At 35.5% G+C, this 14,746-nt stretch carries 15 protein-coding genes; 4 read left to right on the top strand and 11 right to left on the bottom strand.

Annotation, left to right across the window (positions count from 1 at the left end):
- Window positions 1-23 precede the first annotated feature (23 nt).
- On the bottom strand, window positions 24-980 hold the full coding sequence (locus tag BM319_RS09290) for a S8 family peptidase (RefSeq protein ID WP_069034366.1): 957 nt from the start codon (window positions 978-980) through the stop codon (window positions 24-26).
- Between the two features lie 285 nt (window positions 981-1,265).
- On the opposite strand from BM319_RS09290, the gene BM319_RS24660 reads away from it, so the two are divergent.
- Entirely contained in the window at window positions 1,266-1,409 is a 144-nt protein-coding gene (locus BM319_RS24660) for a hypothetical protein (RefSeq protein ID WP_175403504.1), read from the top strand.
- A gap of 163 nt (window positions 1,410-1,572) precedes the next feature.
- On the opposite strand, the gene BM319_RS09285 is transcribed toward BM319_RS24660, so the two are convergent.
- The 5 genes from BM319_RS09285 to BM319_RS09270 all read right to left on the bottom strand — a co-directional run bounded on the left by BM319_RS09285 (window position 1,573) and on the right by BM319_RS09270 (window position 4,966).
- A complete protein-coding gene (locus tag BM319_RS09285) occupies window positions 1,573-2,058 on the bottom strand; it encodes a cysteine hydrolase family protein (RefSeq protein WP_069034367.1) in 486 nt (161 codons plus the stop codon).
- Window positions 2,059-2,214: 156 nt separating this feature from the next.
- Window positions 2,215-2,478: a hypothetical protein gene (locus BM319_RS09280; RefSeq protein WP_091022232.1), complete on the bottom strand. Its 264-nt coding sequence runs from the start codon at window positions 2,476-2,478 to the stop codon at window positions 2,215-2,217.
- Window positions 2,479-2,592: 114 nt separating this feature from the next.
- Window positions 2,593-3,654: a DmpA family aminopeptidase gene (locus BM319_RS09275; protein ID WP_069034369.1), complete on the bottom strand. Its 1,062-nt coding sequence runs from the start codon at window positions 3,652-3,654 to the stop codon at window positions 2,593-2,595.
- Between the two features lie 129 nt (window positions 3,655-3,783).
- The gene (locus BM319_RS24655; RefSeq protein ID WP_175403505.1) at window positions 3,784-3,933 is read right to left on the bottom strand and encodes a hypothetical protein; all 150 of its coding nucleotides are present in this window, start codon (window positions 3,931-3,933) and stop codon (window positions 3,784-3,786) included.
- Between the two features lie 607 nt (window positions 3,934-4,540).
- Window positions 4,541-4,966 (bottom strand): DUF7878 domain-containing protein, encoded by a 426-nt coding sequence (locus tag BM319_RS09270; protein ID WP_069034370.1) that lies wholly within the window; start codon window positions 4,964-4,966, stop codon window positions 4,541-4,543.
- Between the two features lie 215 nt (window positions 4,967-5,181).
- On the opposite strand from BM319_RS09270, the gene BM319_RS09265 reads away from it, so the two are divergent.
- The gene (locus BM319_RS09265; RefSeq protein WP_069034371.1) at window positions 5,182-5,427 is read left to right on the top strand and encodes a hypothetical protein; all 246 of its coding nucleotides are present in this window, start codon (window positions 5,182-5,184) and stop codon (window positions 5,425-5,427) included.
- A 136-nt stretch (window positions 5,428-5,563) separates the two neighbouring features.
- Window positions 5,564-5,803 carry a DUF6429 family protein gene (locus BM319_RS09260; protein ID WP_091022230.1) on the top strand — a complete coding sequence of 80 codons (240 nt, stop codon included), beginning with the start codon at window positions 5,564-5,566 and terminating at the stop codon, window positions 5,801-5,803.
- A gap of 48 nt (window positions 5,804-5,851) precedes the next feature.
- Here BM319_RS09260 and BM319_RS09255 read toward each other — a convergent pair whose 3' ends face one another.
- From BM319_RS09255 to BM319_RS09240, 4 genes are all read right to left on the bottom strand, one after another.
- The gene (locus BM319_RS09255; RefSeq protein WP_091022228.1) at window positions 5,852-6,331 is read right to left on the bottom strand and encodes a hypothetical protein; all 480 of its coding nucleotides are present in this window, start codon (window positions 6,329-6,331) and stop codon (window positions 5,852-5,854) included.
- Between the two features lie 182 nt (window positions 6,332-6,513).
- The gene (locus BM319_RS09250) at window positions 6,514-10,110 is read right to left on the bottom strand and encodes a collagen-like protein (RefSeq protein ID WP_286143703.1); all 3,597 of its coding nucleotides are present in this window, start codon (window positions 10,108-10,110) and stop codon (window positions 6,514-6,516) included.
- Window positions 10,111-10,308: 198 nt separating this feature from the next.
- Window positions 10,309-11,091: a class I SAM-dependent methyltransferase gene (locus BM319_RS09245; protein ID WP_091022224.1), complete on the bottom strand. Its 783-nt coding sequence runs from the start codon at window positions 11,089-11,091 to the stop codon at window positions 10,309-10,311.
- Window positions 11,092-11,194: 103 nt separating this feature from the next.
- A complete protein-coding gene (locus tag BM319_RS09240; RefSeq protein WP_091022222.1) occupies window positions 11,195-11,920 on the bottom strand; it encodes a MurR/RpiR family transcriptional regulator in 726 nt (241 codons plus the stop codon).
- Between the two features lie 242 nt (window positions 11,921-12,162).
- Here BM319_RS09240 and BM319_RS09235 point away from each other — a divergent pair, with 242 nt between their 5' ends.
- A complete protein-coding gene (locus tag BM319_RS09235) occupies window positions 12,163-13,599 on the top strand; it encodes a glycoside hydrolase family 1 protein (RefSeq protein ID WP_091022220.1) in 1,437 nt (478 codons plus the stop codon).
- Between the two features lie 649 nt (window positions 13,600-14,248).
- On the opposite strand, the gene BM319_RS09230 is transcribed toward BM319_RS09235, so the two are convergent.
- Window positions 14,249-14,659: a hypothetical protein gene (locus BM319_RS09230; protein WP_091022218.1), complete on the bottom strand. Its 411-nt coding sequence runs from the start codon at window positions 14,657-14,659 to the stop codon at window positions 14,249-14,251.
- Window positions 14,660-14,746: the final 87 nt, after the last annotated feature.

Below are 14,746 nucleotides of genomic sequence, written 5' to 3'. Positions count from 1 at the left end.
CAACACTATCGGGACTTTATCTATTATTTTATTACATTCGGAGACTTTGAGGGTATATTTACGCCTAGATTTAAAAGTCCATGGCCTTCCTCAAACGAACTGTATCCGATTGGTACTGTATGACTTATTAGCAGTTCGAACAAATCTGGTTCAGTGATTTTCTCATTGTTCTCTGACTCAAACTGTTGAATTAATAATGCAATTGCCCCTGATACATGTGGTGTTGCCATTGATGTACCTGAAAGAACAGCATATTGATTTGTCGGATAAGTCGAAAGAATCTTTTCTCCCGGCGCAACTAAATCAATTTCGTTATTTGTATTACTAAAATTGGATAATCGTTTTTGCAGACTTACGGAACCTACTTCTATAACTTCATCGTAAGCACCTGGATAGCTATATTCATTGGTTGAGCCATCTCCATCACCTTCGTTACCAGCTGCGCATACAACGGCTATATTTTGTTCAACCGCTCTTTGAATCGCTTCATGTAACGAAGAATCATCCTCTGGACCACCTAATGACATTGAAATCACTCGAACAGTTTCTCCATTAGAGCCTTTCCAATTTGTCGCATAATCAATCGCTTGTACAATTGATTCAATGCTACCTTCCCCTGCTCCAGAGAGTACTTTTAAAACGAGAAGTTTTGCTTTTGGAGCAACCCCTACAACACCTTCTCCATTTTCAGAAGCTGCAATCGTTCCACATACATGTGTACCGTGTCCATTATTATCTAAGAATACGTTAGGATCCCCACCGTAGTCTTCTGTAAAATTATATCCACCAATAATTCGCTCTTGTAATTCAGGGTGGTCAGTCTGACAGCCAGTATCAATAACAGCTACAACCACGTCTTCCCCTTGACACCCTTTGTCCCAAATAGATTTAGCTTCAATTAAACGAACTCCAGGTGGTACTTCATTTGTACTACCTTTAACTTCTTCCAGCTTGTAAGGAATTAATCTAAATTTAGACATGCCTACCAACTCCTTTTTGGGATTTATTCATAAAGGATAAATCTTTGAGGTATAGATTAGTATTCTACATCCATCCATAATTTTCCTTTAAATAAATTCAACTTTATTTAAAATTAATTCTAATCTAGTTGGATTTAATAGATTCACTTTTTTAATTAAGCAATTTTATTCCCTCTTTCACTCCTTAAAAACTTTGCTAACTTTTACGTGAAATTAATCTTGCCTTAAAAAAATAGATTTATAATCTAAAAGTGTTAAGGCATTATTCAAACTAGGGGGAATAAAATGCTTACTAATTTTTTAACTGAAATCAAATTTTGGTGGTTTGGAGAGTTACGAGAAGAAATAGAAGAAATAGAACGAATTGAATCCAAGCATACAAGAGTTCGATTTGACTCTGATATTTATGAATTAATCCGCATCCATTAGAAGAATAAGAGGAATATTGTCTAAATTCCCAATAGATTAGATTTGAACCACAAGGATCATTAATTTTACCTTGTGGTTTCTTTGTCTTCTCTTCAATTCAAAATAGTGCTCAAAGTACGATGACTTAAAAGAGCACTTTTTATGTTATCAATCTATTTTTAAACTAAATAATGTATGGGACAACTTTGTATGAAATAATGTTTCGATCACGATACGTTTGAGTTATTACATCACTTTTTGTGCTTAGTATTCCATTTTGCAATAAGACTGGTTTAAATCCCCTTTCGCTAGCCCCATTATAAGTAAATAGAACACAATGTTCTGCTGCAAATCCAGCTATTATAACTAACTCAACATCATTTCCTTTCAAAATCTGCTCTAATTCCGTATTCCAAAATGCATTTGAATGTTCTTTTGTAACACAAATATCTTGTTCTTCCACTATAATTTCCGGGATGAAAGAAATTAATTCTGAATCTATTTCATCTGCTCCTTCGATATCTTGCACATGTATAACTAGATGATTTTTAGATCGAATACTCTCAGCAACATAATTTATATATTCACAAGCACCTTCGACATTTAATGATTCTTTTTTACCATCTAAAAATATTTTTTGCATATCAATGATAAGAAAAGCAATTTTCATTTTTTAACCTCCATGACACTTTATATTCCTTTTAACTAATTATTCTATTTGTTTTGTTATAGTCCTACCTTTTTTTATATAATTCCTAACAAAAAAAATGGCAGACCCTATAAATACGATTAGGTCCGTCAATTTTTTTATGATGAATTCTCGAAGTTATTTATTATTTAATTTTTGAATTTCTATTTGGCTACTATTGATTGGTAATTTTTTCACACTATATTTTCTTTGATCTCTATTTGGCAAAGGTAGCTTCAATATATTTATATTTTTGTCGGCTATTACTTCATTTTGAGTTTTAACCCGAACCTGTTCATTTAGTGTCGAATTAGTCCTTTTTAAACTATTATCATTAAAAGCCATAAAACTAACACCTAAACAAATTACAAATGTAGTAACAAAAAACACAATTTTTTTCATAGCAACCTCCTAACTTAATGCTTGTCCATCTTTCAGATTAAGAGTATTTTATGAAATTTATTGCGTTATTAGAACTTTATTCTACTTTCTAGTTAGATTTTTGAATTCCATAATCTATATTAAGTTAACATTGTACTTTTCTATTAAATCTTTAAAAGCTGGTCTTTCATTTCCATCTCTTCCAACAATATGTGTTGCTGTTACTAAAGAGTTTAAAACTGCTTCTTCTGTGGCTTCTCCTACTGCTCTAAATGCTAGATCAATATCTTCTTCATGTATCGTCTGAACCGTTATGCAATGCGCTGTTTTTTCATGAGGTATTTTTGTTGCAGTTGAAAAGCCAATGACGACTTCACCACTTCCCGTTGTAATAATTGAGCCTGTTCTTGATAAACCTGTAACTGTTCTTTTAATGATCCGATTTAGCTGCCTTTCTGAAACGGGAAGGTCCGTTGCAACAATCATAATGATTGAACCTTTATCTTGTTCGTCTCGTTCTTTTAAGATATGATCTCGCAATTCTGATCCAACAGGCTTTCCATTTACTTTTAAATCGCTTAAAATCCCAAAGTTAGATAAAACTAAAACGCCCATTGTATATGTACCATGTTCCATCTTCATAACTCGCGAAGCAGTTCCAATGCCACCTTTTAATGAATAGCAAAGCATTCCAGTTCCTGCTCCGACAGTTCCTTCTTTCACATCTGAAGTAGCGTTACTTAATGCTTGAAAAACATGATCTTTTGTGATAAATCTAGCTCGTACATCATTTAAAAGCATGTCATTACATTCGCAAATTACTGGGTTAACAGTACCTGTCGTACGACCTATTTCTGGATTATGTTCAAGCATGTATTCAATTAGAGCGTCTGCAGCTGTCCCAATGCTTAACGTATTAGTTAAAATAATTGGCGTTTCGATTGTACCTAACTCATTAATTTGAATCGTTCCCATCGATTTACCAAACCCATTAATAACATGCGATGACGCGATTAACTTGTCCTTAAATAGATTTCCTTGATGAGGAAATATTGCCGAAACACCAGTTTGGATGTCTTGATCACTGATTGTTAAATGACCTACCGTAACCCCTTCAACATCTGTAATAGAATTTAGTTTCCCTGTTTCTAGGTACCCAATATTAACACCATAATCTCTGATTCTTTTTTGATTCATTAAAAATTCCCTCCAGCTTTGTATTCAATAAGTGTAGTCTCATTTAATTAAGTGATTTAATTTCGAAAGTACAAAAAGCCCTTATTCAGAGCTTTTAGTTAAAAATAATTTGACCTCTTTTAAGATAGATCAGTGACTTTCTGTTAATTTCATTTCCTCTTGATTTTCTTTTACCTTTAGAGGAATATAAGTTAAAGAAACTAAAGCTCCACTTATCATTAGTAAAACCATCAATGATGCGAATAGTAGTACGATTTTTTTGGAAAATACTTTCATCATAAGTTGATTTCTCCTATTATGATTAATCTTAGGAATTATTTTAACAGATAACTTAGAAAATTAGATACTTACTTGATAAAAATAAAAATCTCAATTACTCCCCAAGATCTTCCTCAATCTAAACAACCTAAGATTAACAAATAAGGAAATCATTACCATATGGGAAAAACGAACTATTCCCATTTCCTAACATACCCTGTATTAACCTTGTTTTCATGGTGGAATTGGCAAACAGGTACTCATCACTTTTATCTTCATGGTAAAAGTGATTTTTTAACTAAAATTTATAAAAAAAACACAAGGTAAAAATTTTACCTTGTGCTTTATTTTATTACATAAATCTTTTACTATTTTTCCATTACAGTGAAATAATTTTGTTCATCATCAGTAAAGTTAAACAGTCTTCAATTTGGCATTTCAACAATTTCACAAACATTAAACTTCTTTTTCGTTAAAATTCAACAATTTTATCTGTAAAAACCATTAAAGAAGTTGTACCTAGTTTAAAAAATAGATTAGTTCAGTAAATTCCCCCTATCAAATGCACTAAAAAAAGAGTTACTCTAGCAACTCTTTTTAGTAAAACAACACTGGTTTATAATCAAAATTACTGATTAAATTTATCAAGCGTATAATCATAATTAATTTCAATAAGTCCATCATTTAACGCAGTAAGAAATCTGTTTACAGACTCAACTAATACCTCTGTATTAATATATTCTGTGGGTTCAAACATTTGCCACACCGAATAAATCCCCCACTTGTCATCTCCTTTATATAGGAAATTCATAAGATCTTCATTTCGATTAATCGATTCATAATTCATGTTATCTTTTGCTCCATTTTGTACCTTTTGAACCCATTCACTTAATTGACTCGCAAACTCAGTAAGATTTAAATTCGGATCATGAAAAAATAAAGTTTCATTTAAATAGATATTTAATGAGCCATCTATATATTTTCCAGTATTTGCAACATAAGCCGGTTCTGTAGGTATATAATCATTTAATATAAACAAGAATTTTATATTCATAAAATTCTCCTTTCGTATTTAGTTCAATCTTCATTTATGTATTTTAGTACTTAGTTTCTATTGTTTCCTATTTTTGGTATTTCCCTCATTTTTATTTTACTTTTTTAAGCTTTTTATTTTAGATTGCAAATTGTAGTAACTATTTGAAATCAAAAACTACAAAGGTATCATTCTATAAATAGCAAGCATCAATAAAAAAGAAAGTAGGATAACATATGAATCAATTTATTGCAGGTCTTTTCCAATCGATTCTTATATTAATTTTAGCTTTCGTGTTTGTCTATAATTATTCAGATATTCGTACTAGAACTACTCATTTTGTTTGTCCTCATTGTAGCAGTCGCTTTAAATTATCTAAATTAAATTTTGCGATTGCATTTAAAACAGGTAAAGTAAATGAACGTTTAGTTACTTGTCCCGTTTGTGGTCATAGAGATCGAATGTCTATTTTAAATGATTAAATTACTAAATCACATTTTTCACCAGTGTGTTCTAATTTATAGTTTATTAATTAGAAATAAGAGAAACCCTTATACTATAAGGGCTTTCTCTTATTTTTTTAATTCTTAAATGTAAATTAGAAAGGAACTATTAGAAATGCAAGAATTAATCGATGATCTAACTTTATTATTATTATATTTAACAGCATTTGAAGAAAACACAGTATTAGATGAAACTACACTCAGAAGTTGGAAAGGATATCCTTTCGATACATTAAATAAATTATCGGATAATAATCTCATATTTTTTAGTAATCGTGCTAAATCAGTTTACTTAACAGAAGATGGAATAGAATTAGCGAACAAATTATTGCAGAAATATACGATTCAAAAATGATGATTAAGCTTTAATCACCTAATAAAAATGCAGAAATCTAGATCTAAGCTATTCACAATGATTATCGCATTTTATCAAGTAATCATTCTTTAAAATATCCGTTGCATTCTTTATATTTGATACGGTTAAAAAAAGACTATCTTTTTCTCCTATAAAGAATGATTTCACACCAACCTTACACCATAAACTGCCATAAATTTTACTAAATACTCCTGGAATACCAGGGGGAATATTTAATAGAGCGAAAATCGTTTCTTCTTTAAATTTCACATTAAATGATTCAAGTACTTCTCTAACTACTTTTAGATCATGTATATTTTGCGATTCAGTTGTACCAGGTACAAGTCTAACGAAATTATTATTTCCACCACTTTTTGTCAGTAAAATTCCGACGATATTTACTGAATTATTAGCAATATCTTTTAAAACACAACTCAAAGTTTCATCATTTACTATAAAAGTAAATTGGGTTCTATATTCAAGATCGAATTGTAACTGATCTACTTTACGGCCATTAAAAAGATTCAATTCTCCACATCCTTTTTTTTCGTTTTATTAAAGTATGTGGAAAAAAATAAAATGTTTTTGGTTGAAGATTTGGCTTTGTATTCATCCATTTGCCCTTATCTCAAATTAAAAAACCCCTTTCTAATAAACAGAGTTAATATTTTTAACTGTCTATTAAAAGGGGATATTAATCTAACTCTAACTTAAGGTGTAAATGTGATTATATTCATATCTCTATTAATTGCCGATGCTGAGGTAACATTCGAAATTGCAGTAAATATTACTCTAAGACTATAGGTTGAAGTTGCATTTGCAGGTGCTACATTTACTTTAGTACTTGAAAATTGATATCGGTGAGTACCAGCTGTAGGCTGGCTACTATTAAATACTCTAGTATCTATTAAATTTGCATCCCTATAAAGTCTCAACTCAAATGTAACTGACCAGTTTGCAGTAACCACTATCTCGATTGCTGTTGCATAGTCAATTTTAAGCTGCTGGTTTGCGAGTACAGCCTGAGTGATACTTACAATTGTTACTTCTGTATTAAGTGGTGGGAATACAGCAATCGATCCTGCGTTTTCTGCAAATGTTAGAGTTGGTCTTTGTCCTGTTGGACCCGTTACTCCGGTTACTCCTGTTGCTCCGGTTGTCCCTGTTACTCCGGTTGGGCCTGTTACTCCTGTTGTCCCTGTTATTCCGGTTGCTCCTGTCGCTCCTGTTACTCCTGTTGTTCCTGTCGCTCCTGTTACTCCAGTTGTACCTGTCGCTCCCGTCGGTCCGGTTGCCCCTGTTGCTCCTGTCGCTCCTGTTGTCCCTGTTGCTCCTGTCGGTCCGGTTGCCCCTGTTGCTCCTGTGGATCCTGTCGCTCCCGTCGGTCCGGTTGCTCCTGTTGCTCCTGTGGATCCTGTCGCTCCCGTCGGTCCGGTTGCTCCTGTTGCTCCTGTGGATCCTGTCGCTCCCGTCGGTCCGGTTGCTCCGGTTGTCCCTGTTATTCCTGTTGTCCCTGTTATTCCGGTTGCTCCTGTCGCTCCTGTTACTCCTGTTACTCCTGTTACTCCGGTTGCCCCTGTTGCTCCTGTGGATCCTGTCGCTCCCGTCGGTCCGGTTGCTCCTGTTGCTCCTGTGAATCCTGTCGCTCCCGTCGGTCCGGTTGTCCCTGTTACTCCTGCTGTCCCTGTTATTCCGGTTGGGCCTGTTACTCCTGTCGCTCCTGTTATTCCTGTTGCCCCTGTTACTCCTGTTGGGCCTGTTGTTCCTGTCGCTCCTGTCGGTCCGGTTGCCCCGGTTGGGCCTGTTGTTCCGGTTGCTCCGGTTGCCCCGGTTGGTCCGGTTGCTCCGGTTGTCCCTGTTACTCCTGTTGTCCCTGTTACTCCTGTTGTCCCTGTTATTCCTGTTATTCCGGTTGGGCCTGTTGTTCCGGTTACTCCTGTTGTTCCGGTTACTCCTGTCGGTCCGGTTATTCCGGTTGGGCCTGTTGTTCCGGTTGGGCCTGTTACTCCTGTCGGTCCGGTTACTCCTGTCGATCCTGTTGATCCTGTCGATCCAGTTGCTCCTGTCGCTCCCGTCGGTCCGGTTATTCCGGTTGTCCCTGTTAATCCGGTTGCTCCTGTTATTCCAGTTGGGCCTGTTGCTCCTGTTGTCCCTGTTGCCCCAGTCGTTCCGGTTGCTCCGGTTGTTCCGGTTACTCCTGTTGTCCCTGTTACTCCTGTTGTCCCTGTTACACCAGTTGTTCCGCTTACTCCTGTTATTCCGGTTGCTCCGGTTGTTCCGGTTACTCCTGTTGTCCCTGTTACTCCGGTTGTCCCTGTTACACCAGTTGTTCCGCTTACTCCTGTTATTCCGGTTGCTCCGGTTGTTCCGGTTACTCCTGTTGTTCCGGTTGCTCCGGTTGTCCCGGTTATTCCGGTTGCTCCGGTTGCTCCTGTTGATCCTGTATCTCCCGTCGGTCCGGTTATTCCGGTTACTCCTGTTATTCCGGTTGCTCCGGTTGCTCCTGTTATCCCAGTATTTCCCGTTGACCCTGTTGATCCTGTTATTCCTGTTGCCCCAGTTGTTCCTGTTGCTCCGGTTGCTCCGGTTGCTCCTGTTGCTCCTGTTTCTCCCGTCGTTCCTGTTATTCCGGTTACTCCTGTTATTCCGGTTGCTCCTGTTACTCCGGTTGTTCCTGTTGCCCCAGTTGCTCCTGTTGATCCTGTTACTCCCGTCGTTCCTGTTATTCCGGTTGCTCCTGTTACTCCGGTTGTTCCTGTTGCCCCGGTTGATCCAGTTGCTCCTGTATCTCCCGTCGTTCCTGTTATTCCTGTTGCTCCTGTTGCTCCTGTTATTCCGGTTGCTCCGGTTGCTCCGGTTGCTCCTGTTATCCCAGTTATTCCCGTTGACCCTGTTGATCCTGTTATTCCTGTTGACCCGGTTGCTCCTGTCGTTCCAGTCGTTCCTGTTATTCCAGTTGTTCCAGTTGCCCCGGTTGCTCCTGCCGTTCCAGTCGTTCCTGTTATTCCAGTTGTTCCAGTTGTTCCAGTTGCCCCGGTTGTTCCCGTCGTTCCTGTTATTCCTGTTGCTCCTGTATCTCCCGTCGTTCCTGTTATTCCTGTTGCTCCTGTTTTTCCCGTCGTTCCTGTTATTCCGGTTACTCCTGTTATTCCTGTTGCTCCTGTTATCCCAGTTATTCCCGTTGATCCTGTTATTCCGGTTATTCCTGTTGACCCTGTTGTTCCTGTTGTTCCTGTTATTCCGGTTGCTCCTGTATCTCCCGTCGTTCCTGTTGCTCCGGTTGCTCCAGTTGTCCCTGTTACTCCGGTTGTTCCCGTTGCTCCTGTCGTTCCTGTCACTCCGGTTGCTCCGGTTGCTCCTGTATCTCCCGTCGTTCCTGTTATTCCAGTTACTCCTGTTACTCCGGTTGATCCTGTTATCCCAGTTATTCCCGTTGACCCGGTTGTTCCGGTTATTCCTGTTGACCCGGTTGCTCCTGTCGTTCCTGTTATTCCAGTTACTCCTGTTACTCCGGTTGCTCCTGTCGTTCCTGTTATTCCAGTTACTCCTGTTACTCCGGTTGCTCCGGTTGCTCCTGTATCTCCCGTCGTTCCTGTTATTCCAGTTACTCCTGTTGCTCCTGTTGTCCCAGTTACACCTGTCGTTCCTGTTGCTCCAGTTACCCCTGTTGTTCCCGTTGTTCCTCTTATTCCGGTTGCTCCTGTTGCTCCCGTCGTTCCTGTCACTCCGGTGGCTCCCGTTGACCCTGTTGTTCCTGTCACTCCAATTGTTCCGGTTGCTCCTGTTGCTCCCGTTACCCCTGTCGTCCCGGTTGCTCCCATTGCCCCCGTTATCCCCGTCGTTCCGGTTGAACCTCTTGCTCCAGTTACTCCTGTTATTCCGGTTGGACCTGTTACTCCGGTTGTTCCTGTTACTCCAGTTGTTCCAATTATACCCATCGGACCTGTTACTCCTGTTATTCCTGTCGATCCAGTTGGACCAATTGCTCCGGTTGGGCCTGTTGTTCCAGTTACTCCCGTCGCTCCAGTTACCCCGCTTTCTCCAGTAGGACCAGTTGATCCGGCAGCCCCCGTTACTCCAGTTGCCCCTTGTGGACCAGTTTTACCTCTTTTACCTCTAGGTCCTCTACAACATTTATCACAACAGTAGCATTCCTTTGAATCTTTACATTTACAGTTCTTACAATTCTTACATTTACTGTCCTTACATTTCTTACATTTATATTTCTTACATTCTTTACACTCACACTTCTTACATTTGCAATCTTTGCAACAAGATTTTTTATTTTCTTTGTTGTCTTTTCCCAAATTATCACCTTTTCTAACTAAAGAACCGATTTGGTAATAAACTCTTGTCCATTTTCCATACCAATATAATCTATGTGTTAACATTAGATTTTGATTAGTTGAGATGTCTACATAATGAATGGTAATTTTTTACATTGTTAATTTTTTTTACTTTAAAACTCAAAAAAAAGAGGATATTTTTTATCCTCTTTAATAAATTTAAACCTGAGCTCTAACGATGTAACACGAAAAAGTAATCGGTAGTCCTTCATTAGTTGCATTTTGTTCAAATATTCGTTTAACTTCTATTAAGTTTTCTTCTATTATCTCATTTAATAGTGATTCCTTTTGGCCGAAACATCTTAGTTTTAAAACATCAAGCGGCGTATGTAAGAATTCAAAACTATTAATAACTTGTATTTCTACACTTTCAAACTTACTTATTTCAACTCTTTGTTTTATCGTTTTTAAAATTGGTTTCTCACTATTAATTGATTCAAAAAGATTAGGAAATAATTTAGACAATTCAGTTCCTAACTCATCACCAGGATGAAGTCCAAGGATCTCGCCTCCTTTTTTTACTACTCTTTTAAGTTCTTGATAAGCTGATGTGGGTCCTTTTCGGTTATATGCACAATCAAACTGTTCAGATTCAAAAGGTAATCGATTTTTTGTGCTGCCAACAATAAAAGACATATTTGATTTTTTCGATGCATTTCCACTTTTTATAAAATCATTTGTTAGATCAAATCCTACAATTTCTTTTGCTTTTTCACTACATTTAATAGTAAATTCTCCATGACCACACCCAACATCTAAAACAGTTTTGTTATTGATCATTTCAAATACTTCATTATTAAAAATAAACTCCCCATTCGGCTCTTTAACTGTCGAATTCCAGGGATATGTGTATTCCCCATACAATTTGCCTATCTGTTCATACCATATTTTTGAATGTGGTGTTACCCAATCTTTATGTAATGTGGGATCGATTAAATTCATAAATATTAATACTCCTTTATTCTTTTTTCAGAATAAATAACATTCCTTACATTCGGAGAAATCCCTTCTTTTAATGAGTAAAAATATTCATAGACCATTTGATTTATTGATTAATTCGATAAATTTCGCGCGCTATTGATTCAATTATATAGACTACTGGAACTTGCGTAGTAATATTTGCCTCTTCAAAATACTCTTCTGTTACATAATAGGGAATATTTAGATCAGAAATTTTTGCTATTGTTGATAATTTGTTGTTCGTAATACTAATTATTTTACAGCCTTCTTGTTTAAGTAAATTCAGATGATTTACTGTGAAAATTGTTTCGCCTGAGACTGACAAAGCGATTGCTATACTATTTTTTGTTAATTTAGAATGAATCGGAAAATGTGGGTCTTTTATATAAAGAGAAAATTTTCCTAAACTTGAAAAGTACCTCGAACCATATTCAGCAAGAATACCTGAACTACCTATCCCAATAAAAATCACATTTTCAGCTTTGTTTATTTCAATAGCTGCCTCTTTAACTTTATCTTCTAAATCCCCTTTTAAAGATCTCTCAAAAAATTCTACTAGCGTATGTTGAGCGCTTTTTACGAAGGTTCTTTTCTCCTCTTCCAAATACATTTTTAACTTTACTTTAAATTCAGAAAAGCCTTCGCAATTTAGCTTCCTACAAAAACGTAAAATTGTTGAAGTTGAAACATGGGTTTCATCTGCAATTTCACGTATACGCATATATGCGACCTTTTCCATATTTTGTGAAATGTAATTATATAAAGATAACTCTAATTCATTAAAAGACGCGATTTGATCATTTGAAAACATTTTAAATAGTTCTCCTTTTTTATAGCCTACTACTTATATTTAATCTATTTTATTATCTTAACATACAAAATAAAAAACACAGCGTTACATTCATGAAACAATTATTTACTTTTGTGAATAGAAACTAGATTCCATTCACTTATTTACTAACATCTCCGTTAACGTTATGATTCGTTTATATTCTCATTAATTAAAAATATGGATTTATGTAAACAACTAAAAAGAAATTAGGAGGTAAAAAAATGAATCAGTTTAAGTTTCCTAAAGATTTTTTATGGGGTGGCGCTACTGCTGCTAATCAAATGGAAGGCGGATTTTATGAAGGAAATAAAGGTTTAAATATAGCCGATGTTCTTCCAGGAGGAAAGGAAAGACTGAACATTTTACAGTCACCTGGATTTAATTTTGAAATTGATCGATCAAAGTATAATTATCCTAACCACGAAGGAATCGACTTCTATCACCGTTATAAAGAAGATATTGCGTTATTTGCGGAAATGGGTTTTAAAGTTTTCCGAATGTCAATTGCTTGGACAAGAATCTTTCCAAATGGAAATGAATTAGAAGCAAATGAAGATGGATTAGCTTTTTATGACCGTGTTTTTGATGAGCTACACAAATATGGCATTGAACCAGTTGTTACAATTTCACACTATGAAATGCCAGTAAATCTAGTAAAACAATATGGCGGTTGGAGAAATCGAGAAGTAGTAACCTTCTTTGAAAGATATGTGAACGCAATCTTTAATCGTTATAAAAACAAAGTAAAGTATTGGATGACTTTTAATGAAATTAATAGTGGTTTAATTATGCCAATTATGGGGCTTGGTTTTTCTATTAAAGAAGAAAAAGATAAATACCAACCAACATTTCAGGCGTTTCATCACCAATTTGTTGCAAGTAGTATTGCTGTCAAAGCTTGTCATGATATTATTCAAAATTCTCAAATTGGCTGTATGATTTTATATGCTCCGGTTTATTCATTTGATTCGAATCCTAAAAACGTAATGTTTGCCCTTGAAGAAGAACGCTTTTTTAATTACTTTTGTGCAGACGTTCAGGTTCGTGGCGAATACCCGTCATTTATTAATCGCTTCTTTAAAGAAAACAATATTAATATTGAAATGCAAGATGGAGATTTAGAATTAATTAAAGAAGGCACTGTTGACTATATTGGTTTCAGTTATTATATGTCAAGAACAGAGAAAAAGGAAAAATCTGACTTAGAAAGCTCACAAGGAAATCTGATTGGCGGAGTTAAAAATCCTTTCCTAAAAGCGAGTGACTGGGGCTGGGAAATTGATCCTGTAGGTTTACGAATTAGTTTAAATCAATTGTATGACCGTTACCAAGTACCGTTATTTGTTGTTGAAAATGGTCTAGGTGCATATGACAAAGTTGAAGATGACGGAACAATTAATGATTATTATCGAATTGATTATTTACGTGAGCATATTAATGCTATGGGAGAAGCAATTCAAGATGGCGTAAAATTGATGGGTTATACTAGCTGGGGTTGTATTGATCTTGTTAGTGCATCATCTGGTGAGTTTTCAAAACGTTATGGTTTCATTTATGTCGATAAACATGACGACGGTAGTGGAACATTAGAACGAAAAAAGAAAAAATCATTTTTCTGGTACAAAGACGTAATTGCTTCAAATGGAGAAAAACTATAAATAAAGAAGAAAAAGGAACTTCATCTAATTTGAAGTTCCTTTTCCGTGTGTTGAAATATAAAATTGTCAATAGGAAAAACGGACATTAAATTGAACTTATTTTTGTTGAAAATATCATTTTTCGGATTATTTATAAATGGTTTTAAATCTTAATAATTTGAGCAAACGATTCCAATCATTACTAGTAATGATTTTTTCAGGAGTTAAAAATATTATGTGCTAATTTTTAGAAAAACAAATTCATTTGTTTAGTTAAATTAAAGTTCGATATTAGTTGACATACAAGCTTATTAAGTTTATTAATATTCAATTGTTAGGTTACTCTAAGTAAAGGCTATTTGATTAGGGTTTATTGCAGACTTTTTTTGATGAATAAGTTGATTGGAACTAAAGGGGTGCTCGACTCCTATGGGATTAGCGGGAAGGCTGAGACCCCGCAGGCTTGCCGAGGAGGCTAAAGAATCTCGCCCCATGGAAAGCGAGCATCCTGTAGTGGAAATCAACATCACTGTACTCCTTTTACGAAAATTTGGTAATTTAATTGACAAGGTTGTTTTTCAAAAGGTTGAAAAGGAACTTCTTTTAATTAGAAGTTCCTTTATTCATAGTTGTATATTTAACTTTCAAACATTTTTTGGACTTCTAACCTTTATTTATTTTCTATTTTCACCATTAATTTACCATCTTTATAAATTGTTAAGTAAACAGTATCACCAACTTTCAAGGCAGAGTGAGAATTTTTATCTATTATTTCTTTGTCAGTAAATCCATATTTCTCAGAATCATCACAAACAATTTGATACTGATTTTTATTATCTGGTTTTGGAAGTTCGATCACTTCACAAACACTAGTTTTTAGATTTGAATCTACGTTTATTAATTCTTCTTTATTAACCAGAGTAATTATTCTTTTTGATTTAGGAATTTGGGTAATAATGGGATGTGCTTTAGCATGATTAAAATTAATAATAGCAATAGATATGATAATTCCGAGGGTTATAACAAAGGTACCTAAAATTATTCCTACTGTCTTCAATTTTTCAATTTTATCTCTCTCCAAATTAAAGTACACCTCATCTTTTTAGTATCTATATTCCCTAAAACTAAATGAAATCCCTCTTTCAATTTCATGCAAAAAAAGGCTTTT

It is taken from the genome of Bacillus sp. UNCCL81 (genome assembly GCF_900112535.1).
GTDB lineage: Bacteria > Bacillota > Bacilli > Bacillales > Bacillaceae_G > Gottfriedia > Gottfriedia luciferensis_B.
This window is presented reverse-complemented; position numbering and strand designations above follow the sequence as displayed.

Bases quoted from the DNA above. Each gene is read 5' to 3' on its own strand.
- BM319_RS09285 (WP_069034367.1), bottom strand. From the start codon at position 2,058: ATGAAAATTGCTTTTCTTATCATTGATATGCAAAAAATATTTTTAGAT.
- BM319_RS09240 (WP_091022222.1), bottom strand. From the start codon at position 11,920: ATGTTTTCAAATGATCAAATCGCGTCTTTTAATGAATTAGAGTTATCT.
- BM319_RS24655 (WP_175403505.1), bottom strand. From the start codon at position 3,933: ATGATGAAAGTATTTTCCAAAAAAATCGTACTACTATTCGCATCATTG.
- BM319_RS09290 (WP_069034366.1), bottom strand. From the start codon at position 980: ATGTCTAAATTTAGATTAATTCCTTACAAGCTGGAAGAAGTTAAAGGT.
- BM319_RS09275 (WP_069034369.1), bottom strand. From the start codon at position 3,654: ATGAATCAAAAAAGAATCAGAGATTATGGTGTTAATATTGGGTACCTA.
- BM319_RS09260 (WP_091022230.1), top strand. From the start codon at position 5,564: ATGCAAGAATTAATCGATGATCTAACTTTATTATTATTATATTTAACA.
- BM319_RS24660 (WP_175403504.1), top strand. From the start codon at position 1,266: ATGCTTACTAATTTTTTAACTGAAATCAAATTTTGGTGGTTTGGAGAG.
- BM319_RS09280 (WP_091022232.1), bottom strand. From the start codon at position 2,478: ATGAAAAAAATTGTGTTTTTTGTTACTACATTTGTAATTTGTTTAGGT.
- BM319_RS09245 (WP_091022224.1), bottom strand. From the start codon at position 11,091: ATGAATTTAATCGATCCCACATTACATAAAGATTGGGTAACACCACAT.
- BM319_RS09265 (WP_069034371.1), top strand. From the start codon at position 5,182: ATGAATCAATTTATTGCAGGTCTTTTCCAATCGATTCTTATATTAATT.
- BM319_RS09270 (WP_069034370.1), bottom strand. From the start codon at position 4,966: ATGAATATAAAATTCTTGTTTATATTAAATGATTATATACCTACAGAA.
- BM319_RS09235 (WP_091022220.1), top strand. From the start codon at position 12,163: ATGAATCAGTTTAAGTTTCCTAAAGATTTTTTATGGGGTGGCGCTACT.